Annotated in this window: 18 protein-coding genes; 11 read left to right on the top strand and 7 right to left on the bottom strand. The window is 59.6% G+C overall.

Annotation, left to right across the window (positions count from 1 at the left end; genetic code table 11):
- Window positions 1–171 precede the first annotated feature (171 nt).
- From EII23_RS08720 to EII23_RS08735, 4 genes are read right to left on the bottom strand one after another with little or no spacing between them, the layout of a single operon-like run.
- Window positions 172–1,431 (bottom strand): MFS transporter, encoded by a 1,260-nt coding sequence (locus EII23_RS08720; protein ID WP_124793002.1) that lies wholly within the window; start codon window positions 1,429–1,431, stop codon window positions 172–174.
- Window positions 1,432–1,439: 8 nt separating this feature from the next.
- Window positions 1,440–2,663, bottom strand: coding sequence for a radical SAM protein (locus tag EII23_RS08725; RefSeq protein ID WP_148091242.1), 1,224 nt, complete (start codon window positions 2,661–2,663; stop codon window positions 1,440–1,442).
- Window positions 2,664–2,691: 28 nt separating this feature from the next.
- The gene (locus tag EII23_RS08730) at window positions 2,692–5,256 is read right to left on the bottom strand and encodes a PEP/pyruvate-binding domain-containing protein (protein WP_124793004.1); all 2,565 of its coding nucleotides are present in this window, start codon (window positions 5,254–5,256) and stop codon (window positions 2,692–2,694) included.
- Window positions 5,241–7,859, bottom strand: a complete 2,619-nt coding sequence (locus EII23_RS08735) for a sigma 54-interacting transcriptional regulator (RefSeq protein WP_124793005.1) — start codon at window positions 7,857–7,859, stop codon at window positions 5,241–5,243. Before EII23_RS08735 ends, EII23_RS08730 begins: the two co-directional genes overlap by 16 nt.
- Window positions 7,860–8,089: 230 nt before the next feature.
- On the opposite strand from EII23_RS08735, the gene EII23_RS08740 reads away from it, so the two are divergent.
- From EII23_RS08740 to EII23_RS08780, 9 genes are all read left to right on the top strand, one after another.
- On the top strand, window positions 8,090–8,392 hold the full coding sequence (locus tag EII23_RS08740) for a DVU0150 family protein (protein ID WP_124793006.1): 303 nt from the start codon (window positions 8,090–8,092) through the stop codon (window positions 8,390–8,392).
- Between the two features lie 17 nt (window positions 8,393–8,409).
- Complete coding sequence (locus EII23_RS08745) at window positions 8,410–9,474, top strand: sulfite exporter TauE/SafE family protein (protein WP_124793007.1); 1,065 nt, start codon at window positions 8,410–8,412, stop codon at window positions 9,472–9,474.
- A 14-nt stretch (window positions 9,475–9,488) separates the two neighbouring features.
- Window positions 9,489–10,085 carry a DUF4881 domain-containing protein gene (locus EII23_RS08750; protein ID WP_124793008.1) on the top strand — a complete coding sequence of 199 codons (597 nt, stop codon included), beginning with the start codon at window positions 9,489–9,491 and terminating at the stop codon, window positions 10,083–10,085.
- A 67-nt stretch (window positions 10,086–10,152) separates the two neighbouring features.
- Window positions 10,153–10,464 (top strand): hypothetical protein, encoded by a 312-nt coding sequence (locus EII23_RS08755; protein ID WP_124793009.1) that lies wholly within the window; start codon window positions 10,153–10,155, stop codon window positions 10,462–10,464.
- Between the two features lie 40 nt (window positions 10,465–10,504).
- On the top strand, window positions 10,505–11,353 hold the full coding sequence (locus EII23_RS08760) for a hypothetical protein (protein ID WP_124793010.1): 849 nt from the start codon (window positions 10,505–10,507) through the stop codon (window positions 11,351–11,353).
- Window positions 11,354–11,534: 181 nt separating this feature from the next.
- Window positions 11,535–11,867, top strand: a complete 333-nt coding sequence (locus tag EII23_RS08765) for a hypothetical protein (protein ID WP_124793011.1) — start codon at window positions 11,535–11,537, stop codon at window positions 11,865–11,867.
- Between the two features lie 23 nt (window positions 11,868–11,890).
- Window positions 11,891–13,231 carry a glucose-6-phosphate isomerase gene (locus tag EII23_RS08770; protein WP_124793012.1) on the top strand — a complete coding sequence of 447 codons (1,341 nt, stop codon included), beginning with the start codon at window positions 11,891–11,893 and terminating at the stop codon, window positions 13,229–13,231.
- Between the two features lie 61 nt (window positions 13,232–13,292).
- Window positions 13,293–14,789 carry a sensor histidine kinase gene (locus EII23_RS08775; protein WP_124793013.1) on the top strand — a complete coding sequence of 499 codons (1,497 nt, stop codon included), beginning with the start codon at window positions 13,293–13,295 and terminating at the stop codon, window positions 14,787–14,789.
- Window positions 14,786–16,165 (top strand): sigma-54 dependent transcriptional regulator, encoded by a 1,380-nt coding sequence (locus EII23_RS08780; protein ID WP_124793014.1) that lies wholly within the window; start codon window positions 14,786–14,788, stop codon window positions 16,163–16,165. Before EII23_RS08775 ends, EII23_RS08780 begins: the two co-directional genes overlap by 4 nt.
- A 70-nt stretch (window positions 16,166–16,235) precedes the next feature.
- On the opposite strand, the gene EII23_RS08785 is transcribed toward EII23_RS08780, so the two are convergent.
- The 3 genes from EII23_RS08785 to lysS all read right to left on the bottom strand — a co-directional run bounded on the left by EII23_RS08785 (window position 16,236) and on the right by lysS (window position 20,247).
- Complete coding sequence (locus EII23_RS08785; protein WP_124793015.1) at window positions 16,236–17,096, bottom strand: DUF3298 and DUF4163 domain-containing protein; 861 nt, start codon at window positions 17,094–17,096, stop codon at window positions 16,236–16,238.
- A 170-nt stretch (window positions 17,097–17,266) separates the two neighbouring features.
- Entirely contained in the window at window positions 17,267–18,487 is a 1,221-nt protein-coding gene (locus tag EII23_RS08790) for a sodium:calcium antiporter (protein ID WP_124793016.1), read from the bottom strand.
- Between the two features lie 254 nt (window positions 18,488–18,741).
- Window positions 18,742–20,247 (bottom strand): lysine--tRNA ligase, encoded by a 1,506-nt coding sequence (gene lysS, locus EII23_RS08795; protein WP_185702348.1) that lies wholly within the window; start codon window positions 20,245–20,247, stop codon window positions 18,742–18,744.
- 266 nt (window positions 20,248–20,513) lie between these two features.
- Between lysS and EII23_RS08800 the strand changes: the two genes are divergently transcribed.
- Complete coding sequence (locus EII23_RS08800; RefSeq protein WP_124793018.1) at window positions 20,514–21,074, top strand: glycine cleavage system protein R; 561 nt, start codon at window positions 20,514–20,516, stop codon at window positions 21,072–21,074.
- A 51-nt stretch (window positions 21,075–21,125) separates the two neighbouring features.
- The gene (locus EII23_RS08805; RefSeq protein ID WP_124793019.1) at window positions 21,126–22,511 is read left to right on the top strand and encodes a PFL family protein; all 1,386 of its coding nucleotides are present in this window, start codon (window positions 21,126–21,128) and stop codon (window positions 22,509–22,511) included.
- Window positions 22,512–22,546: the final 35 nt, after the last annotated feature.

A 22,546-nucleotide genomic window follows, 5' to 3' on the forward strand; every position in this document is an offset into this window, starting at 1 on the left:
GTCACAAATATCGTGTCGTCGATGTGCGCGCATAGCTTCTCCTGTCATGCAGGAAGAGGTGTTATCATACTATTCATAGTTTGACGACACTATCTAGGCCAGTACTCATCCCCGCACGCCGTGCAGGCGGTTCAGAAGTGCTGCGCTTGCAGTGTGTGCGAGTGAGAGATGTTATCCGTCGGCCAGGCGGTTTGCCTTCTGTCGCGCATGGTTCCGTAGCCGATCCAGCAGCACAAAGCAGCCGCAGAGCGCCACAGCCAAGGCTGTGGCCACAAACACTCCCCTGTAGCCGAAACCCGCGTTGACAATAAGCCCGCCCACAAGGGGAGCCAGCATGCCGCTGGCGTCAAAGGTGGACATCATGACATTGGAGTTGATGGAGCGTGTGTCCGGTGTGGAGCGGTCATACACAAAGGCCGCCAGCAGGGGGTAGAGCAGGCCCAGCCCCAGGCCGTAGACAAGGGTCAGGGGCACAAAAGCCCAGAGCGGCCCCCAGGCAAAGCCCAGCATGACGCTGCTCAAGGCGGCGCAGCAGGCCAGTGTCACCGGATAGCGCGGCAGGGAGTCGAGCCTGTGGCTGCCCGCAAGCCGGACCAGAATGATGGTCAGAGTATACAAGCTGAAAAACCAGGCGGGATTGCCTCCGGTGACGGTACACAGCCCCTTCATGAAAAAAATTGCCAGAATGGTCATGGAACTGAAGGTCAGGCAGCCAAGATAGATGAAAAACAGGCCGGAATGGCTCACAGACCAGAGAAGACTTTTGTCGGAAATTCCTCCCCCGTCCGGTGGCGTCAACTCGGGTCTGCGCAGCCTTGGCGCCAGCGGAATGAGCATGAGCAGGGAAGGGATGCCCAGCAGGGACGTTACGGCAAAAAGATGCGGCTCGCCTCCCAGAACGGGCAGTATTTGCTCCGCCACGGCAGGGATGACGGAATAGGGCAGAAGCAGCGTCAGGGAAAAGATGGCAAAGCCGCGCGCGCTTTGCCCCTTGGGGATGCAACCCACCAGCAGGGATGTGGTGCAACTGGAAAAAACAGCCAGCGCAATGCCCTGCACCATGCGCAGAACGAGGATCAGACCAATGGCGTAGGGGCCGCTGGCATGGTCGTAGGCCAGCATGACGCAACTGGACACAATGACCGCGAGGTACATGGCCACAAGCTTGCTGCGCCGCAAAAGAAAGAAGCTGGCCAGAGGCCGGAAGACCAGAACCATGGCAAACATGGAAGACAGCAGCACACCGCGCCAGTCAGGGCTGATGGACAGTTCTTCCAGCCACTGCTCAAAGCAGTAGAAAACAGCGATGAAACTGTTGCAGAACGTGGTGATGCAGAAAAGAAGCAGAAAATCGCGGCTCAGGAGGGTCTGCGGGGGGGGCGGCGTGCCGCCGGGCGGGGAGGTATGGCCGGAAAAAGAAGTCGGGAGCATGGCAAAAACTACGAAACCACGGTTTCAAAAGCATGCGGTATGCCGAACCGCCTGCAATCTTTGCACAGTTTGTGTTTTTCCCTTGTCGCGCGGATGTCAGAAATTTTTATGCCGCATATGTCGTCAGTCAGTATATTCTTTTTGTCAAAAGAGCCGCAGCAGACCCTCAAGGCTCCGGAAGGTGTGATTGCTATGGCATTTGCAAAGCTGCAATTTTCATATTTGAAGTTTTGATGATCACGGACTATGGAAATTGGATCGTTGATAAATTTTTGGCATTCCATTTTTTTGTACAGATATGTGTCATTCTGGCAAAGTCTGATATAATTTTCAATGGGCAAAGGAACCGCATTGAAAGGAGTCAGATAAAAATGCAATTCTTCCGATAGTAATTTCATTTTTTCCAGATCATCTCCGATATTGTATTTGTATTTATGAAAAGCGATATCGACCAGCGTGCTGCATTTGAGTTCGTCGAGATGGCGGCGAAGTTCGCGCAGATTGGAGATGACGTGGTAGCTCTCTCTCTCTCTGCGCGATGGGTGGTCTCTGTTGTATGTGGAAAAGTAATATCCGGATGTGGAAATTCTGAGATAGTCGATATTCAGAGAAACAATCTGCCTGATATCAAAATCATGATTCAGGTTGGTGGATAGCTGGAGTGAAATATTTTTCTCTTGAACATATTCTATAAACTTTTTCAGGTCAGTTCGCAAAAAGGGTTCTGACCAGCAATACAGCGCGATGTTTGAAAGATTTGGCGTCTCCAGCAAGATTTTGTCAACAATGGACGTGAATTTGTCAAACGGCATAAATTCTTGTTTTCCCTGCGGTGTGTAATTGCCTTGAGGGCAGGATGGGCATTTCAAATTGCACCTGTTGTGCAGATCTATCTGATAGGATGGCCCAAGATAGTCAGTAGCCTTGCAATAGTCTTCTGTATATTTCATTCTGAACACATCGCAAAGATCAGAAAAGTCTTTCATCATGAATCGTGAAGCAATTATCGCATATGGTTTTTTGTCACATTTTCTCAGGTAATCGCAAAAACTTTCTATTGATACTGTTTTGTCATTTTGAATCTTGTTGTCAACATAGAACAGGAAATTATGGATATTGTGCCTCTTCAGAAAATGATAGAAATCGATTCCCGTGTTTTTCGCCCCCAGAATCACAATGGGTCTGTTTTCTGATAATTCTTTGAGAGTATTCATTTTTGCACAAACTTTCATGCTCAGATTGTCGTGATCAGGCTATGTGTCAGTGGTATTCGCCGTTGAGAAAGTTTTCCGCATAGGTCTGCACGGCGGCTTCGTCCACCATAAGCATGTCCATCTGGCGGGTCATGATCAGCAGCCGTCCCAACTGATCCAGCCGCGCGCACAGTTCGTGCCGGGGGTATTTCTGGTACCGCGCGCGAACTCTATCACCCGTGACCTCCGTGGTAAAGCCGAGTTCCGTCAGAATCAGCGCAATGCAGCGCACACGGCGGGCGCGTTGGGCATTGGCCGCAGCACCCCCCGCAAATTCAAAGCGGATGTAGTTTTTGCTCAGCGTGTCGCCGCACCATGTGTCCAGAATGGCGTAGTGGTAGCCCACGCGTGACGAAAAATTGAGATAGCGGTCGGACACAATGGCGTAACTGCGCTGACCAAAGCGGGAACATCCCTCCTGATTTCCACCAATGACGCTCTGCCCCATGACGGACAAAAAACCACGCATATTCACCGGGCGCGGGCCGTGGGCCTGCACTGCCGGATTGAGCATGCCTTCCAGCACATGCTGCAACGGACGGCTGGTCACGTCTTCCGGTGTGGCGCTGGTGCTTTTTGCCTCGCGCAAACCTCCGCCCAGATCAATGACATACAAATCCAGAGGAATGGGGGCAACCAGGCGGCAGGCCACACCGGCGCTGCGCTCCGACACGCTGTCGGAAATCTGGAACATCTGGCTGTAGCTCATTTCATGGGCATAGCGCATGACATCGTGCAGGGAGGTGCAGTGTTCGGGAGTGAAGGTCTCCGCTCGCGGGTCCACAAGGTGCAGGGGCAGGATGTAGGGAGCGATCCGGCGCAGCAAAGCAAGAGCGGGATTGTCCACTCTGGGTTGGGGGCGTTTCAGGCGCAAGGAGAGCAGTTCCGGCACTTCCCCGTCAAAAATCCTGCCCGAGAGGGCGTCCACGGTAACCACCTGATCGGCTTGCAGCACGCTGGTTGCGCCCGGCAGGTTCATGAGCGTGGGCACGCCGAACTCGCGGCAGAGGGAAGCCATGTGGCCGGTAAGGCTGCCTGTTTCCGCCACAATGGCCGCGGCTCTCCGCATGGCGGCCATGGCCGTGGAGCAGGAATGGCGGAGCAGCATGACCCCGCCTTCGGGAAAGTGGGTCATGTCTTCCCCGTGTCCCACCGACACCACGAGGCCGCAGCCAACGCCCCTGGCTGCCACGTCAGCCCCGGCAAGAATCGGACGCAAGTGCCCCAAGACCGGAGCGGACTGGGCATCGGACGTGCTGTCCAGCCCCATGGGGCGCGTCTGGAGCAGCATGATCTGATCGTCCTCGTCTATGGCCCACTCCATGTCCTGGGGGTATTGGTAGTGACGCTCCACATCCAGCACCACCGATGCCAGATAGCGGGCCTGCGCATCGCTCAGGCAGGGCATTTGGCGCAGGTCTTCGGGAACCGGCTCAAGCACGCTTTCCACCCGGCCGTCTGCTGTGCGGTTCAGGCGCAGACGCGTTGTCTTGAGGGCCAGGGTCGTCTTGGTGATCCTGTTGGTTGCACGGGATACCTGCCATTGATCCGGCGTGCCTGAACCGTCGACCACCATTTCGCCCAAGCCCCAGAGGCCGTTGACCACCACATCGTTGGAGCGCAGATCCACCGGATGGCGTGAAAAGGCCACCCCCGCCGCTTTGGCGCGCACCATTTCCAGACAGCACAGCCCCATGCCCGTGGCGTCCAGCGCATAGCCGTGGGCAGCCCTGTAGGTCAGGGCGCGGGCGGAGAACAGGCTGGCCACCACTTTTTTGAAAGCCAGCAGCAGATCATCGCGGGTGACACCAAGAATACTGTGGTACTGCCCGGCAAAAGACTGTACACCGTCCTCCGCGATGGCGCTGGAGCGCAGGGCCGTCACCACATCCTCGTCATCGCCGAAGGTCGCGTCCCATTCGGCAAAAAGGGCGCTGGCCACGGTTTCGGGCACAGGCGCGTCCAGGATCAGGTCTTCCAGCCTGCGGGCAGCCTCGTGGATACTGGAAGGGCTTTCCGCATCCACGGAGCGCAACTGGGCATAAATGCTTTTGAACAGGCCCGGCGTGCGCAGCAGAAAAATATTGCCTGCCCGGATGGTGATGGCAAAGCCCCGCGGAACCGGCATGTCCAGCACATTGCGCAATTCGCCGAGATTGGCGTTTTTGCCGCCAACGCTGTAGTCCAAGCTGGCATCCACCTCGCTCAGGGGCAGGGTGAGTTCGGTAATGTCGCCGCGGGCGCGCTGCTCCAGTTCGTGCTCGATGCGCGCGGCAATATTCTGCACGGCCGTGCTCAGGGCGGTGTATTTGCCGCCGGACATTTCGTCGAGGGCCGCCGCCATGCGCTCGCAGCGAAAAATGGCCCGGCGCGCCTCCTTGCGTATTTCGCGGACGTCCCTGTGTCGCTCTCCGGACTGGACAGCCTCCAGCCCGGCCATGATATCGGCCATGCGCGCGTTGGACTGGAGCAACTCCCGGAATGAAGCATACCGCTTGTGAAAGGCATCCAGCGCCTGTTCGCGGGTCACGCGCGGGGCAATGCCCAGAAATTTTTTCAGTTTTGAGCCCATGTCCGCCTTCCTTCATATACTGTATAGCGCATGGCCGGGCCGCGTCCTTCCTTGCGCAGAAGGCCCAGCTTCACAAATGTTTGCAGGTCATACTGGGCGGTGCGCACAGAAATGTCCTCTCTCGCCATTTCCTGATATTCCTGACGGCTCACGCTGCCTCTGGCCGCGATATGCGGCCAGAGCTCCCGGATGCGGCGGTTGGCGCTGTGGGCCAGAGCGGGCACGGCTTCCGGGTCATGGGGCAGGTCAGACGGCTGGGGAGCAGACGGGGGAGCAGCCTCTTCCGTTTCCGGCAGTGCGGCCTCTCCGGCGGCGGAAGGCGGGGGATTGCCTGTCTGCGGGGTATTTTCCTGCGGCATTCGGGGAGGGGGGGGCGGCTCCTGTGGCGGAACCTCCTGCCCCAGTTGAATGTCTTCCGCATAGAGCATCTTTCCATCGCAGAAGGTCAGTGCCCTGGTCAGGGTGTTCTTCAACTCTCGCACGTTGCCCGGCCAGTGGTGGGCCATGAGTTTTTTCAGCGCGCCACGGCTGATGCCGGGCATGCCTGCCCGCATATGGGATTCTGGCGGCCGGGGGCCGTCCCCGTTGCCGGACAGGGAGGTTTGGTGCAGAAAGTGCACTGCCAGCGCGGGAATGTCCGTTTTGCGCTCCCGCAGGGGGGGGGTGTAGAGGGTAATGACCGCCAGACGATAGTAGAGGTCTTCGCGAAAAGAGCCCTGCACCGCGTCTTCCAGCAGGGCAGCATTGGTTGCCGCAATGATGCGGGTGTCAAAAGGCACTTCATGATCGCTGCCCAGGGGGCGGATATGCCGGGTAGACAGCGCCCTGAGCAGGGCCTGCTGCACCTTGGGCGCGGCGTTGCCCACCTCGTCCAGCATGAGGGTTCCGCCCTCGGCGGCCAGAAAGGCTCCCTTGCGCGCGGCCTTGGCTTCGGTAAAGGCCCCCTTGACGTGCCCGAACAGGGTATCCATGAGCAGGTTTTCGTCAAGCGCGCCACAGTTGATGGTGATAAAGGGGCCGCCGGCGCGGGCGCTCAGGCGGTGGATGGCTTCGGACACCAATTCCTTGCCGGTGCCGGTTTCGCCCACAATCAGCACGTCTGCCATGACCTGCGCTGCCCTGCGCACCTGTTCGCAGAGAGCAAGTACAGGGGGGGATGTTCCCACCAGGCCGCTGGCCGGCAAATCTTCGGGATGAGGCAGGTCGGTCGCGGGCTCTCTCTGCCACTGGGCGTTGGCTTCCGCCTGCCGGTCATGGTGGCGGGCCGTGGCGCTGTGGAGTCGCTGCAAAAGGGTGTTGATTCCGTTCTTGACGGTTTCCATTTCCACAGGCAGGCGTGGCAGGAGCAAGGGGTCGGTTCTGTCTTGTGCGTTGCGCAGCTGCAGTTCGTCCGCCAGACCCACAAGGGATTTTCCCATCTGCCGTGCCAGCCACCAGAGGCTCACCCCCAGAAGAATCATGCCTCCCGCAAAGGCCATGGCGAAAAAGCTCAGGAGTTTCATGCCGGTGCGCGTTGCGGCGAAACCCGTGTCGAGCAGGGCCAGTCCACCGAGAATGACAGGGGGGCTGTGGGAGTCAGGCCGAAAGACCACCGGCGCATAGCTGATCTGCTCAACCCGCGCCTGCCCGTCACCCCAGGCGGTTTTTCCCCCTTGGACCATCTGCTGCCCGGAGCGGCCCTGCTGCACATTGGCCACCATGTCCCAGTAGCTGAGGTATTCCGGCCCGGGCCGGAAGGCCATGGCGAACCCGGGACGCCCGAAATTTCCGGTAAAGCCGATGCGCGCGATTTCCGTGCTCAACTTTCGATGCGGCAGAGCTTCATCATGTTCTTCCGACTGAAAAAGCATCCAGCCTTCCCGGTCAAAAAATACGCTGCGTACACGTGTGGGCGTCTCGTCCGCAGTAAAGGAGGCATCGGGGGTAGTGTAGCGCGACATGATGTCGCGCGGATCGCTGAGGTCAACGGAAAGGAGCAGATAGCCCTGAAACTGTCCTTCGCCGTTATGCACGGGAGTGATGAAGCGGATGACAGAAAAAAGCACATTGTGCAGCGTGTTGCGCACAGGCAACAGGGAATAGCCAACTTCCACCGGCTGGCTTGCGCTTACACTGCCAGCGGGGATGTGCTGCTCGCCCATGCTTTGAAAAGGGCTTGAGGAGCTTGTTTGCGCGATGTGCCAGGGCACGCTGACCACTTCGCCGTCAAGATTGAGCAGGAGATAGCTGCTCTGGGGGGTCAATCCCGCAAAGGCGATCTCCCGATAGCGCAACCCTTCCGCCTGAATGCGGATCTTGAGGCGCTGGGTCATTTCCTGCTGATCCATGGAACCGGCAGCCAGAATGAGCAGTTGGTTGCGTGCTTCCATGAGAGACTGCTCCAGTGCAAGCCCTGTAGCTTGGGTTTGGAGTTGGATGTTGCGTGATATTGCGCGTTGCGTAATATTGCTGGCGCCGCTGCCCATGCTGAGGAAAATAAGCAGCAAAACCGTAGCCAGAAGTGGCAAACCCAGAATGAGCATGCGGCTGGTCAGGCTGCGGTTCAGAAAAAAATTCGTGATTTCCAGCGTGCTGCCTTGGGGCAGGGTGCGGTGAAAGCGCATGTCCGCTCCTTTTTGTGTAAAAAGGCGCAATGTTCGCGAAGTATATGCCAGCGCAGTGACGAGGGCAAGCGGTTTTTCCTGCAAAAGACGGTTCTGGGGAGAGATTTTTCTGCAAAAACTGTTTTGGCACGGGGCTTGCTACAAGTTTCACGAGATCGTGGACTGCGCATTACGCGCTCCGGCGGGGAATGCCCGTGCCGGAATTTGAGGATGTAACAACGGAGGATGTCATGAAGAAGATGCGCAAGCTCTGGACATGGCTTGCGGGTTGCGCGCTCATGGTTGCGGCGCTGCCCGGTGCGGCGCTGGCTGCGGGAGGCAAGGCGGCTCCCGTGACCATCGTGGCCGACACGCGCAAACTGGACGGCATTCTGTACTGGTGGGCGGAAATGTATAATGAAAGCCATTTCTTTTTCGCCATTCTGACCATGATCATCGTTCCCATCATGGGCTGCCTCCTTGGCTGGCTGGCAGACGTGGTCATGAAGAACATCGGCATTGACCTCGAACACCGCGAACTGGCTGAAAAATAACCGGAAGGAGGCACAGTATGGATTGGTTGTATATGTTGATGCCCATTTCCGGCGTGTACATTTTTTGGCCGGGACTCATCATTCTCGGGCTGGGTGTGGGCATTATCGGCGGCTTTTTCGGCTTGGGCGGCGCATGGATGGTGACCCCCGGCCTGAACATTCTCGGCTTCCCCATGGCTTTTGCCATCGGCACCGACGTTGCGCAGATGGCCGGCAAATCGCTCATTTCCACTATGCGACACGGCAAGTTCGGCAACGTTGACTATGCGCTGGGCTTGGTGATGCTGGTAGGTACAGTCATCGGCGTGGAAGTGGGCGCGCAGATGGTCATGTGGCTCGAGCGTATCGGTTCGGTGGACAAGGTTGTGCGCTGGCTGTACGTTGTACTGCTCGTTCTGCTGGCTTGGCTCGTTTTTCATGACATTGCCGTGCGCCGCAGAAAGGAGCGCGAGGCCAAGGCCCAGAACAGGGAACTGGGCAAGGAAGCCACCGGCCTTGAATGGGGCGCCAAGCTCCAGGCCATCAGGATTCCCCCTGTCATTCACTTCAAGCATGCCAACATCACATGTTCCGCCTGGCTGCCCATCATCGTCAGCTTCTTCACCGGCTGGCTGGCGGGTATTCTGGGCATCGGCGGCGGTCTGATCCGCATGCCCGCCCTGGTGTATCTGGTGGGCTGCCCCACGCATCTGGCTGTGGGCACGGACCTGTTTGAGGTGGCCATTTCCGGTCTGTACGGAACGGCCTCCTACGCCTACAAAGGCCGCGTCGAACTGCTGGCGGCCCTGGTCATGCTCACCGGCGCGGCCGTCGGCGCGCAGATCGGTGTTGTGGCCACCAAGTACGTCAAGGGCTATGGCATCCGCTTTGTGTTCGGCCTTGCTGTTCTGGGTTGCCTCATGTCCGTGGTGCTCAAGCTGTTGCAGGCCGAATTGCCGGCTTGGGGGTGGCTGCTTGGCCCCACCGCCACTGTTGAAGTGCTCGGCTTCGTGACAGCCATCTCCGTGTACATCACCATCAAGATGATACAGGGAGCCAAGGCGGAATTGGCCGCCAAGAAGAGCCAGGCCGCGGGCAATTAATGAGGAGGCATGCCATGAAAGTACGGAGTTTGTTGCTTACCCTGGCGCTGGCCTTCTCTGTGGCCCTGCTGGCAGGGTGCGAGTTTGACGGAGGCGTGGAGCAGGGACGTTGTGTGGCTTTTGACGATCAGGTCAAAACCATCAGCATTGTGGTGGACGTGACCCTTGACCAGTTCAATCCGCACTACAGCGGGGGCATGCATACCTTCAAGCTGCCGGAAAACCCCATCGACATGGGACCTGTGCCTAGCGTGGGCGGGCTCTTGATGATCAATCTCGACAAGGCCAATGTGCAGGCGTATGACGCCGCGGCAGGCAGTGTGCGGGAGATCCCCGTGGAATTCACGGATGTGGAAAAGAATGTTGGTTCCGATCATCCCAAGGTCAAGGGCAAGACATTTCCTGTCATTGACAAGGAAAAGCAGACCGTGACCGTGTATTCCAGCCGCCTCAAGGCTCTGGCCACCTTCAAGGTTCCTGCGGAAGAGCAGAGCCAGCCCTCTGCCTTCTGGACGCTGGGCGATGAAATGCGCATCGCGTTCAGGAACGCCACCAAGGGACAGGCCGGGCGTGTCATGAACATCACCAAGACAAACATCTTCAAAAGATAAGCGCACACCGCGGGGCCGGGACGGCGATTCCGTCCCGGCCCCGGATCTGCCTTTGCGTGGAGGGGCAATGAACAGCTATCGGCAGTCGCTCTATGTCAGCCTGATCCGCATCGCGGCCAACGTGCTCATGCTGGGCGCGGTTTTTCTTGCCATGTATCAGGCTTCGCACACTCTGGGAGCTTCGGAGCTTGTCTTCTGTGCCTGGTTTTTCGGCATGGCCGTTCCTTTGTGGGCAGGGGCTTTCTGGATCACAAAGCAGGTGCGCCGCCGTTATCCCGCGGAGTTCCAGAGCCTTGTGCACTTGCCGCGGCAGGGAGAATGCCTGGTAAGCTGGCGTGTGGGCGAGGCCAGCCTGCTGCCGACTGCGGCAAAACGCTGACAGGCGGTGTGCGGTGGTGGCGCTGCCCGAAAAAGAAAACATGCTTGACAGTGCGCTCTGGAGGCAGTGCCGTGCGCTGCGAAAAAACCAGAAGCGCTTGGGCGGAATATGCGCTCTTTTGCTCATCGCAGCCCTTTTGGGCATGCTTGACGGCTTGCAGGGCGTCATGCGCTCTGGTGCCAATATGCTGGATCTTCTGCCGGGGGGCAGTGCTGCCCTTTCCGGCCCGTTGAGCATCAAGAATCCTGTTCACAGTGATTTGCAAATCCGCTTTTCTCCTGACAATGCGCCGTGCTCCTTTCATCTGGAAGGTTTTTTTGCCGGGTACTGGTTCGGCAACGGCATGTGGCGGGGCACAGTGGCGGCAAACAGCGATGCGGAGCCGGGAGAGTATGCTCTGCGCACCTCCTTCCGCGGAGCGCCCGCCAGCACGGCCCAGCACTATACCGTACGCCTGCATGCCGATGCAGAGGCCATGCGCGCGGCCTCCACGTTTTTTCTGCTCCGTCTGACAGGCGTCAATCCCTTTGTGCTGGCCGGAACCTGCGTCATCCTGGCCATTTTTCTGGGCGTGGGCGTATATCGGCTGGGCAGTCGCCATATCCGCAACGTGCTGGCTCTGGGATGCGGTGAAGTCATCCGCGCCTCTGCTGTGGACGGAGGCTGCCGCATCTGGTGTCTGCTGTACGGAGCGCGTGCTCCCGCGGAAGGCACGCTCTGCCCGGTTCTGGACGCAGAAGGCGTTTCCCTGGGGCAGGCGAGGGCGGAACGTGTGGACAAGGGGACGCTGGAACTTCTGCTCCCCTGTGCCGCAGCTGCGGGCACTGTCTGCTCCGGCTGTCTGGTGCTTTTGCGTTCTCCCAGGATGCAGCCCCCTTCTGTGGGGTGAAGGCCCAAAACGCCAAGCCCTGGCACGCCAGTATTTCTGCTGTTTCCCTGCGTCTCAGTGCCCCGCTTTTTCCCGTCTGCACGGGCGCTCTTGCCGTCACTTCCGCCATGAGCTATGGTAAAAAGCGGATGCGTGTCCGCACTGCACGCTCCCCATCCCGGCGACCGGTTGTGACGGCGACATGATGAAACCACTTGCGGCCATCAGGCAGTTCTGCCTTGCATGTCAAGGCTCGTCCCGAAAGGCAGTTTTGTCCTGTGCGGACAGTGCCTGCGCCCTTTGGTGTTTGCGGGCTGCGCCGGAAGACCTCCGGGAAGCCGACGGAGAGCGGCAGGCCCTGCGCGCCATCCGGCGGCAATGTCTGGACTGTGCAGGCGGCAGGGCCGAGGTGCGCGTATGCGCGGCCAAGGACGCATGTCTTTTGTGGAGCTACCGCTTCGGTGTGTTCCCCCGAACCTACAAGGCCGTGCGCAAGCGGTTTTTTGCGCCCAGACTCTTGCGCCTTTTGGCCTGACCCGCTTACCCAGGGAGGTTCCCATGCCCCATGTCATCGAATGGTCACGGGCATACGCCCACAGGCTCACTCCCGATTCCGCCCTGACATTCAAGGCCCGCTCCGGCCCCATTGCCCGGCGGCTGGCACAGGAATGCGCGGCCGGAGAACTGCCTTTTCTGACCATGGGCTTCCGGCCCAAACTGGAAAGGGAAATGGCTCCGCTTGTGCCGCGCATCAAGGGATACAGGCACATGCTTGTCCTTGGCATCGGAGGTTCGGCTTTGGGCGCGCGGGCCATGCAGCGCGCCTTTGCTCCGGGGCAGGACGGTCCCGGCCACAGCGGCCCCTGGCTCTGGATTGCCGACAATGTTTGCGCCGAAAGGTTTGAAGCCCTTCTGGGCAACCTTGTGCCCGCGCAGACTCTGGTGGTCTGCATCAGCAAATCGGGCGGCACCATTGAAACCGTGGTCCAGTATTTTCTGGTGCGCGACTGGCTCAAGGACGCGCTGGGCGCTTCCTGGCAGGAGCACATGATCGTTGTTACCGACGAGCAGAAGGGCTATCTGCGGCAGGAGGCCAACCGCCACGGCCTGACGGCTCTGGAGGTTCCCGATTTTCTGGGCGGGCGCTATTCCGCCCTGTCGGCAGTGGGCCTTTTGCCCGCGGCCTTTTTGGGCATTGACTGGCGGGCCCTTCTGGACGGCGCGGCAAGCGTGGCCCGCCCGCTGGCGCAGAATCCGGACAGCGTGGGAGATTCTCCTTCCTTTGCGCTGGCCTGTTGGGCCAAGGCTCTGGAAGATGCGGGCTACAACCAGATGATCTTTTTCTGTTATATCCCGCAGTGGGCGGCCTATGGGGACTGGTTTGCCCAACTGTGGGCCGAGAGCCTGGGCAAGGAAGGGCAGGGCAGCCAGCCCGTTCCCGCTACCGGCGTGACAGACCAGCATTCCATCAACCAGATGTTTCTGAGCGGGCCGCGCAACAAGGCATGCCTTTTTCTGACCAGCCGGGAGCAGGTGCAGGGGCGCAACTTCGGCATGGATGTGCCCGACCAGTGGGCCTGGCTGCGCGCCAAACCTTTCGGCAGCCTGCTGGAGGCCGAAGCTCTGGGCACACGCATGGCGCTCTGCAAAAGCGGCGTTCCCCTGCTGCATGTGGAAATGAGCGAGCGCACCCCCCGTGCTGCGGGAGCACTCATGCTCATGCTGGAAGCCGCCACACTGTTCACGGGTTGGCTGATGGACATCAATCCTCTGGATCAGCCTGCGGTGGAACTGGGCAAACGTCTGGCCAACGCGCGTCTTGGCGCTACGGGCTACGCGCAGGAAAATGCGGATATGGAGGAATTTTTGAGCGCGCCGCGCGTGGAACAGACCTTTTAACAGCGCCGTCTCCGGATTGCGCTCCATCCGCCCGCATGTCGGGCGCACGTCGGGCAGGATCATGCTGGAAAGAAAAACACCGGCTCCGGGCGATGGGCCACGGGAGCAGGAAGGGGTGCAGTCCGCAGAAGCGGAAAGTACCCTGCCCGGCTATGCCCGCACGCTGTCCTGGCTTTCGCTGGTGGTTGTGGTGCTGACGAGCCTGGGCCTGTCCTTTTTTATTTCCCATTGGGCGCGCGAGGCCTTGCTCACCCGCCAGAAGGAATTTGCCCGGCAACTGGTGGAAAACCTCAACAGCCAGATATACCGCCGTTTTGCTCTGCCCACGCTTTTGGGGTACGGGCGCATAGCCATCCGTGTTCCCGAGCAGTACGAGCGCCTGGACCAGGTGGTGCAGTCCGTGATCCACGGCCTGCCGGTGGAGCGTTTGCGTATTTACGACTTTTCGCGTCTGGTGGCCTATTCCACCAGCAAGGAGGACCTGGGGCGCGCAGGCCTTTCCCCTCCCTATCTGGACAAAATTCTTCAGGACGGACAGACCCATTCCGAAATCATCACCGCCTTTCCCATCTGGCAGGCTCCTTTCCGTCTGCCGCTGCAGGAAGGCTCCTTTGTTCTGCGGGTGCTCTATCCCTTGCGTGGGGAAGCCCTGCGCCCCAATACGCCGCCGCCCATCATGGGCGCACTGGAACTGACCCAGGACATTACCGGCGACTATGAGCAGGTGCTGACCTTTCAGGGCATCATTGTGGTCATGTGCCTCCTGTCGTCGGTGGTCATGTTCGCCATGCTGCTCATGCTCATCCACCGCGCCGAACGGGTGCTCTCGGCCCGCGTGCAGAAGAACCGCCAGTTGGAAAAACAGTTGCACAGCAACGAAAGGCTGGTGAGCATGGGGCGGGTGGTGGCCAGTATTGCCCATGAAATCCGCAATCCTTTGGGCATCATCCGTTCCAGCGCCGAACTTTTGCAACGCCGTACCGACAAGAGCGATGCCGGAACCCGACGCATTCTGGGAGCCATTTATGACGAGGCCGTGCGCCTTTCGCAGACGGTCAACGACTTTCTGGACTACGCCAGACCGCGCCAGCCCCGGCAGGATATGGTAGACGTGAACCTCGTTCTGGATCAGGCCCTGGCCTTTCTGGAAGGAGAAATGAACACGCATTCCGTGGCCGTGGAGCGCGCATGCGCGCCGGATCTGCTGGTGCGTGGCGACAAGGATTTGCTGTACCGCGCCGTGTACAATATCCTGATCAACGGCCAGCAGGCCATGGACGGGCCGGGCATTTTGCGCATCAGCGGCCGCGTCGCCGCTTCCGGGCAGATATGTCTGGAATTTCTGGACTCCGGGCCGGGTTTTGACACTGCCTCCCTTTCCAGCCTGCTGGAACCCTTTTTCACCACCAAGGATGGCGGCACGGGCTTGGGGCTGCCCATTGTCAAATCCATCATTGCCAGCCACGGCGGAAGCATCGAATTGGAAAACGGGCCGGAAGGCGGCGCGCTGGTGCGGGTGCTGCTGCCTGCGGCCACGGCCCCACAGGAAGCATCATGAGCGAGAAAGCACAGATACTGATTATTGACGACGAAAAAAATTATCTTCTGGTCTTGCAGACTCTGCTGGAGGATGAAGGCTATGCCGTCACCGCCATCAGCGACCCGGAAACCGCGCTGGCCTTTCTGGAGGAAAGCGAGGTGGATGTGGTGGTTACGGACATGAAAATGCCCAAGGTCAGCGGCCGCGAAGTGCTGGAGCGGGTCAAGAAACGCTGGCCCTCCATTCCCGTGCTGATCATGACGGCCTTCGGCTCCATCGAGAGTGCCGTGGAGGTGATGCGCTACGGGGCGTTTGACTATATCACCAAACCCTTTTCCAATGACGAGCTTCTGCTCTCCATCCACAATGCCGTGGAGCTTTCCCGCACCCACAGGCAGTACCGTCTGTTGCGGGAGGCAATGGAAGACAGGTACGGCGTGCACAAGATCGTTGGCCGCAGCCGTGCCATCCGTGATGTTCTGCTCATGGTGGAGCGGGCGGCCCCCAGCCGCTCCACAGTGCTCATTACCGGAGAATCCGGCACGGGCAAGGAACTGGCAGCCCGCGCCATCCATTTTGCCAGCCCCCGCAAGGACGGGCCTTTTATTTCCGTCAACTGCATGGCCCTGAATCCCGGAGTGCTGGAAAGCGAGCTTTTTGGCCACGAGAAAGGTTCTTTTACCGGGGCGGTGGCCATGCGCAGGGGGCGCTTTGAGCAGGCTGACGGGGGCACGCTGTTTCTGGACGAAATTGCCGAACTGACGCCCGATTTGCAGGTCAAACTTTTGCGGGTGCTGCAGGAGCGGCGCTTCGAGCGCGTGGGCGGGGGCGAAGAGGTGGAGGTGGATATCCGCGTGGTGGCCGCCACCAACAAGGATTTGGGCATTCTGGTGGAAAGCGGCGCTTTTCGCGACGATCTGTACTACCGGTTGAACGTGGTGCAGATACCCCTGCCGCCCCTGCGCGAACGCCGGGAGGACATTCCGCCCCTGGTTGCCCATTTTGTGGAGAAAGTCTGCTCCGACAATGACATGCCCCCCAAGACCTTCACCACCCGTGCCCTCAACTATCTCACAGGCTACGAATGGCCGGGCAATATCCGCCAGTTGGAAAATGTGGTGGAAAGCTGCCTCGTGCTGGTGCCCGGCTCTGTGATTGACGTGGAGAACCTGCCTGCGGAAATCCGCGACGAAGAGTCGCAGTTCAAAAGCGCGGTGGATCTTTTGCCTGTGCAACTGGACCTGGCCGACACTCTGGAAAAAATCGAGGCGGCGCTCATCCGCCGGGCGCTGGTGCGCGCGGATCTGGTACAGGTCAAGGCTGCGGAGATTCTGGGCATTTCCAAAAGCCTGTTGCAGTACAAGCTGCGCAAGTACGGCATTACCGGACATTAGTCCGCGTTGGTGCGAACGGCTGCCCCCGGCCTTGGTCGCTGTGTACGATGCCAAGGGCTGTCCGGGAGGTTCAGTTTTGTTTTCCGGAAGGAGCGGCGTCCTTTTTTCCCCAGAGGGAGAGCAGGGGGCGGGCGGGCAGAAGTCGCTCCAGAGGCATATCCACCTTTTGCGCGCCAGCGGCCCAGGGGGCAACCTGATACGGCTGGAAGCGCATGCGGATTCCCTGTGGAGTCAGGCTCAGGCTGGCGAAATTTTCCGGCGTGGGAACCAGCCCGTCGCGCAACATCCGCTCCTGCCGCAACCCGCCGAGCCTGCGCGAGAGTTCTTCATACGCCCAGGCCGACATGAGCTCCAGAGCCGTGTCCGGGTACTCGAAAATATCCACCAATTCCAGCCGACGTCCGGTGAGCAGGCTGTAGTTCAGGGTAATGATGTCCAGATTGCCGTGCGCTCCACCGGTGTATGTCCAGACTTCAAAGGTGATGCTCAGTACCTCGGCGGAAGGTTCCGTGACGCTGTAGGAACTCCAGATCTCGTGGTGCGGGCTTTCTTCCGGCAGAAAGTGTGAAAAGGAGGCCGCGCTTTCAAAGGTATCGGCGATGCTGGTGGCCCACTGGCGGATGTCCGCGTCAATGCGGGTATGCCCCACAGAAGGATAGCTGATATGGATTTCCGGCATGCTGCCGCGACCGGGGCGCAAGATCTGCTGTTCCATGATGTTGGGCAAATGGGAACCGGCGATGATGGCCGCGGCCTCACGGGGCGTTTCCGCACTGTTTGCGGGCAGGGCGGAAGCACTGCCTCCTTTGCCGGAAGATGAGGCAAAAAGGATGGCCGGAGCGGAATTGCGCGGGCCGGAAGCCAGATATGCCGCCTGTATCGGCGAAGCGCAGAGCAGAAAAACAGCCAGAAAACGGAAAGCACGCGACATGGGACACCCTTGCGAACAAAAAATGCAGCGAAGCGGGCTTCGCTGCGCGCGCCGACAGGGTCGGCGTGGCGGAAAACCGGGAACGCGGAGTGCGCATTCCGTTCCGGGAGCGCCGAAAGGCCGGCGCTCCCGAAAAATCGTTCACGGCGCGGACATGCCGCGCCGCAGGCCTATACCTTGAAACCCTGACGCAGCTTCCAGACATCGCGCCAGTTCTTGAGCAGCAAAATGCCCGCCAGAGCCAGATACACCTGGGCATAGAAGGAGTGCAGGCGCAGGGGATCGTGGGGCAGTCCCAGCAGGGCTTCCAACTGTGCGTCATACAAGGGCGAAAGAAGCTGGGCGGCAAACAGCACCAGCAGCCAGAACGCGGCACGCACATGCAGGCGCAGCCCCGTGAGCAGAGCCACGGCAAACAGCGACTGTCCCGCAGTGAGAAGTATTTCCTGAAGCTGGTGGTTGTCAAGATTTATGGGCGGGTTCAGGCTGCCGGAGGATACGGCATACACTCCGGGGATCATGCCCACCAGCAGGGTCCACTGGTTGAGCTTGGACGAAAGCAGACTGCCCAGAGCCAGAGCCGCATTGCCGCGCATGGCAAACATCACGGCCACAATGAACTCCGGCGCTTCCGAAGCGATGGGCGCTAGCCACTGCACCAGCAAGAATTCATTGATCCCAAGCAGTTTTCCGCTGGCGACCAGACTTTCGCTGAAGGGTTCCGCATTGCAGAGGATGACCAGCGCGGCGAAGAGAAAAATGCCGATGACGCTGCGCAGGCGAATCTTTCTGGCAAAATGGGCCAGCACGGCCGCCGGGCCTTCCGGCTCCTCCTCTTCCACCGGGCGGCGGGCAATGATGCAGATGTACCATGCGTAGATGACCAGCAGTGCCAGACCGTCAACCCAGGTCAGAGAACCCTTGATGGGAATGATCAGGGCATAGAGCGTGGCCATGGCCAGAAAGAGGACGTCGGTGCGCTTGTCGTCGGCAAGGGATACCGAGGAATGGAATCGCCGGGCAAAGATCAGCACGATGCTGGACCAGCCCAGGCCGATCAGCAGGCGGTTGGCACCGGTCATGTTGGCAATGGCATAGTGAGAATAGGCGCTTTCCGGGTGCTGGCCCGCCATCCAGGTAAAATACATGTCCACGGCGTATTCGGGCAAAACGGCGATAAAGGCCACCACAGCCACGGCCACAGCCTGCGGAATGTCCATCTGGGCCACTTCACAGGCCCAGGTCAGCAGAAAGGATGCGCCCAGAATGGCCATGCCCGAAAGCAGGACGACAATCAGCGGGGAAATGTCGGGGTGGACGAAGCGCAGTCCCAGACCCGGCAGGGTCATGAGTACCGCGAAGATATACGGGCGCAAGGCTCGCAGGTGCATGGCGTTCTCCTTGGTAGTGGCGCGTGTGCGCGTTGCGCCGGGGCAATGGCGGTTCCGGCGGCAGGGGATTTGGTTGCGAAAAAAAGACCTTGGCGTTGTTCGCCAAGGTCTCACTGATCGGCAGGCCGACGGCAGCGCCAGGCCGGTGGCCATGCTGTTGACGCTGCCCGGGTTTCAAGAACCCAGTTACTCCCCTTGTGGACAAAGCCATAGGCCCTGTCGCTTTTTTTGTCAATGCCGCGCGGCTGCGTGCATCAAACTTCGGGCCGCAGCAGGGGAAAGAGAATGACCTCGCGGATGGAGGCCGAATCCGTCAGCAGCATGACCAGGCGGTCAATGCCGATGCCCTGCCCCGCTGCGGGCGGCATGCCGTATTCGAGAGCGCGCAGGTAATCCTCGTCCATGCTGTGGGCTTCGTCGTCCCCGGATTCACGTTCGCGTACCTGATCTTCAAAGCGCAGCCGCTGATCCACAGGGTCGTTGAGCTCGGAAAAGGCGTTGGCCATCTCGCGGCCGCTGATGAACAGTTCAAAGCGGTCGGTCATTTCGGGATTTTTGTCGTTGCGCCGTGACAGGGGCGAAATCTCCGCCGGATAATGATAAATGAAGTGGGGCTGGATGAGCTTGCCTTCCACATCCAGATCAAAGAGTTTGGCCTGGAGTTTCTGGAGAATTTCTCCGTCAGCGGATTTTTCGCCGCGTTGGCGAATGTAGGCCTGCACCTTCGCGTAATTGTTGTAAAATTCCGGCTCGTGCCCGCCGATACGGGTCAGAGACTCATAAAAGCTCATGCGTGTCCAGCGGCCGGGGGTGAGGTCAATGGTTTCGCCCTGATAGGGCACAAGGCATGTGCCGCACACTGCGGTGGCCAGATGGGCGAAAAGCTGCTCCGTCAGGTCCATGAGGTCCTGATAGGTGGCATAGGCCCAGTAAAATTCACACATGGTGAATTCCGGGTTGTGGCGGGTATCAATGCCCTCGTTGCGAAAATTGCGGTTGAGCTCGAAAACTTTTTCAAAGCCCCCCACCAGCAGACGCTTGAGGTAAAGCTCCGGTGCGATGCGCAGGAAAAGGTTGAGATCCAGAGCGTTGTGGTGCGTGGTAAAGGGTTTGGCCGTGGCGCCGCCCGCCAAAGGCTGCATCATGGGCGTTTCCACTTCCAGAAAACCGCGGTCTTCCATGAAGCGGCGAAACTCGCGCACAATGAGGCTGCGCTTGAAAAAAATTTCCCGCGTGCGCGGCGTGACGATGAGGTCCACATAGCGTTGGCGGTAGCGGGTCTCCAGGTCCTTCAGCCCGTGGTATTTTTCGGGCAGGGGGCGCATGGAGCGGGTCAGAAGCCGGATGGAGTGGCAGGCAACGGTCAGTTCGCCCGTCTTGGTGCGAAAAAGTCCGCCCTGCACGCCCACAATGTCGCCCACATCAAATTTTTTGACGGCGGCGTGGGTGGCTTCGTTCAAGTGTTCGCGCGAGGCATAGCACTGGATGCGCCCGCTCTGGTCCATGATGTGGAAAAAAGCCACTTTGCCGAAGGAGCGCAGCGAAACAATGCGCCCGGCAATCTCCACCACATCGGTACAGGTTTCGAGGTCTTGGTCTTCCAGAGTGGAGTAGCGTTCCAGAACAGAGGCAATTTCGTGTTTCTTGCAGAAGTCGTTGGGAAAAAGCGCAATGCCCGAGTCCAGAAGATCGCAGGCCTTGACAACGCGGTTCTTGATGACCTCGTTCAGATTGTCGCGAGCCGCGAAGCTTTCCAGCATGGGGAGAAAATAGGCAGCGCGCGGCGACTTTGTGCCGAGCTTGACCACAGGCTTTTTCTTTTTCGTTTCCCGGTTTTCCACTGAAAGACTCCTGCGTGCCCATAAAAGAAAGATTATGGTATGCCATTCGTGCGGCAGCGTCAAGCGCACGTCTGTTTTGCCCGCCCCGTACCCCGATTTTCCCTTGAACTTCAGGAATTGTTGCGTATATAAATTTTTTTCGTTCACAGCAAAAACCGCCGGGCACGGCGGCAGAGGACAGTGCCATGCAAAAATTCACCGCCTCCTTTCTGGGCCGGGACTGCCCGGGTGTGGTGGCCGCCGTCAGCCGCATTCTGGGAGAAAACGGCTGCAATATCGAAGAAGTGACCCAAACCATTCTTTCCGGGGAGTTTGCCGCCATCTTTGTGGTGGCCGCGCCCGAAAACGAGGCCCAGAGCCTTTGCGCCAAGCTTCAGGCCGGGTTGGCCGCCGCAAAGGTGGATCTGTCCGTGCTGGTCAGGCCCGCAATCACAGGGCAATGGGGTGAGGACTTTGACTGCGAGCCTTTTGTGGTCACGGCCGACGGTCCCGACAGGCCCGGCCTCATTGCGGCCATGAGCCGCGTTTTTGCCCGGCACGGCGTGAACATCGAAGGCCTCAAGGCCATTCTGGGCGAAGGGGGGCAGAACCACGCCCTTTTTGTTTTCGAGGTCATGATTCCCCATGACGTGGATACGGGGCGCCTGCGTCGCGAACTGGCCTGCGAGGGGCAGAGCCACGGGCTGCGGGTGAGCGTACAGCACCGGGACATCTTCGAGGCCGTGCACCGCGTCAGCTTTGTCTGAGCCGGGCCGTTCCGGAAAAATTTCCTTCCCACCAGCATACAGGACAGAACAATGCTTTCCGAACGTGAAGTCATCAGCACTCTGAACATGCTCCGCAATGAACACCTGGACGTGCGCACCGTCACTCTGGGGGTGAGCCTTTTTGACTGCGCAAGCCACGACATCGAGCTTTTCACCGCCAACGTGCAGGCAAAGCTGCGCCGTTACGCCGCGCAACTCGTGGCCGTTTGCAACGAGGTGGGCGACAAGTACGGCATTCCCGTAGTCAACAAACGCATCAGTGTCAGCCCTGTGGCCGTGGTGGGAGCGCCTTTCGGCCCTGACGGCATGGTGCGCATCTGCCGGGCACTGGATGAGGCGGCCAAGGAGGCGGGGGTGGATTTTCTGGGCGGATTTTCCGCTCTGGTGGAAAAAGGCTTTTCCAGCGGGGATCGCGTCCTCATTGAGGCTCTGCCGGAGGCTCTGGCTTGTACAGACCGCGTATGCTCTTCCATCAACGTGGCTTCGTCGCGCAGCGGCATCAACATGGACGCTGTGGCTCTCATGGGGCGGCAAATCCTGAAAACCGCCGAGGCCACGGCCGATCGCGGGGGCATAGGATGCGCCAAGCTGGTGGTTTTTGCCAATATTCCGCAGGATGTGCCCTTCATGGCCGGGGCCTATCTGGGAGTGGGCGAGCCGGATGTGGTCATCAATGTGGGGGTTTCCGGGCCGGGAGTGGTCAAAAAAGCCTTGGACCGCGCCCGTGAAAGGGGCAGAAACAACCACGGCGGGCGGCTGACCCTGCTGGACATGGCCGAAGTCATCAAGCGCACGGCCTACAAGGTCACCCGCGTGGGCGAAATGATCGGTTCCGAAGTGGCTGCCCGCTTGGGCATTCCCTTTGGCGTGGCTGATCTTTCCCTGGCGCCGACTCCGGCCGTGGGCGATTCGGTGGGCGAGATTTTTCAGAGCCTCGGCCTGTCCAGCATCGGCGCGCCCGGCAGCACGGCGGTGCTGGCCATGCTCAACGATGCCGTCAAGAAGGGCGGCTCTTTCGCCTCTTCGTCGGTAGGGGGGCTTTCGGGAGCCTTCATCCCCGTATCCGAGGATTCCAGCATCGAGGAGGCCGCCACCACCGGATGCCTGAGCCTGGAAAAGCTGGAAGCCATGACCAGCGTCTGCTCCGTGGGGTTGGACATGATCGCCATCCCCGGCGACACTCCGGCCTCTGTCATCTCCGGCATCATTGCGGACGAAATGGCCATCGGCATGATCAACCAGAAGACCACGGCCGTGCGCCTGATACCCGTGCCGGGCAAGGGCGTGGGGGAAGAAGTTTCCTTCGGCGGGCTTCTGGGCAAGGCTGCCGTCATGCCGGTGCCCCAGGGCGATGCCGCGGACTTTATCGCCTTGGGAGGGCGCATCCCGGCTCCCATTCACAGCCTGAAAAACTGAATCATTTGTGCTGTATCTTTGTCCAGCGGGGCGCA

This window comes from Desulfovibrio sp. OH1186_COT-070, assembly GCF_003860215.1.
Taxonomy (GTDB): Bacteria; Desulfobacterota; Desulfovibrionia; order Desulfovibrionales; family Desulfovibrionaceae; genus Desulfovibrio.

Coding starts and splice junctions, on each gene's coding strand:
- EII23_RS08720 (WP_124793002.1), bottom strand. CDS start 1,431: ATGCTCCCGACTTCTTTTTCCGGCCATACCTCCCCGCCCGGCGGCACG.
- EII23_RS08725 (WP_148091242.1), bottom strand. CDS start 2,663: ATGAAAGTTTGTGCAAAAATGAATACTCTCAAAGAATTATCAGAAAAC.
- EII23_RS08730 (WP_124793004.1), bottom strand. CDS start 5,256: ATGGGCTCAAAACTGAAAAAATTTCTGGGCATTGCCCCGCGCGTGACC.
- EII23_RS08735 (WP_124793005.1), bottom strand. CDS start 7,859: ATGCGCTTTCACCGCACCCTGCCCCAAGGCAGCACGCTGGAAATCACG.
- EII23_RS08740 (WP_124793006.1), top strand. CDS start 8,090: ATGAAGAAGATGCGCAAGCTCTGGACATGGCTTGCGGGTTGCGCGCTC.
- EII23_RS08745 (WP_124793007.1), top strand. CDS start 8,410: ATGGATTGGTTGTATATGTTGATGCCCATTTCCGGCGTGTACATTTTT.
- EII23_RS08750 (WP_124793008.1), top strand. CDS start 9,489: ATGAAAGTACGGAGTTTGTTGCTTACCCTGGCGCTGGCCTTCTCTGTG.
- EII23_RS08755 (WP_124793009.1), top strand. CDS start 10,153: ATGAACAGCTATCGGCAGTCGCTCTATGTCAGCCTGATCCGCATCGCG.
- EII23_RS08760 (WP_124793010.1), top strand. CDS start 10,505: ATGCTTGACAGTGCGCTCTGGAGGCAGTGCCGTGCGCTGCGAAAAAAC.
- EII23_RS08765 (WP_124793011.1), top strand. CDS start 11,535: ATGATGAAACCACTTGCGGCCATCAGGCAGTTCTGCCTTGCATGTCAA.
- EII23_RS08770 (WP_124793012.1), top strand. CDS start 11,891: ATGCCCCATGTCATCGAATGGTCACGGGCATACGCCCACAGGCTCACT.
- EII23_RS08775 (WP_124793013.1), top strand. CDS start 13,293: ATGCTGGAAAGAAAAACACCGGCTCCGGGCGATGGGCCACGGGAGCAG.
- EII23_RS08780 (WP_124793014.1), top strand. CDS start 14,786: ATGAGCGAGAAAGCACAGATACTGATTATTGACGACGAAAAAAATTAT.
- EII23_RS08785 (WP_124793015.1), bottom strand. CDS start 17,096: ATGTCGCGTGCTTTCCGTTTTCTGGCTGTTTTTCTGCTCTGCGCTTCG.
- EII23_RS08790 (WP_124793016.1), bottom strand. CDS start 18,487: ATGCACCTGCGAGCCTTGCGCCCGTATATCTTCGCGGTACTCATGACC.
- lysS (WP_185702348.1), bottom strand. CDS start 20,247: ATGCTGGAAAGCTTCGCGGCTCGCGACAATCTGAACGAGGTCATCAAG.
- EII23_RS08800 (WP_124793018.1), top strand. CDS start 20,514: ATGCAAAAATTCACCGCCTCCTTTCTGGGCCGGGACTGCCCGGGTGTG.
- EII23_RS08805 (WP_124793019.1), top strand. CDS start 21,126: ATGCTTTCCGAACGTGAAGTCATCAGCACTCTGAACATGCTCCGCAAT.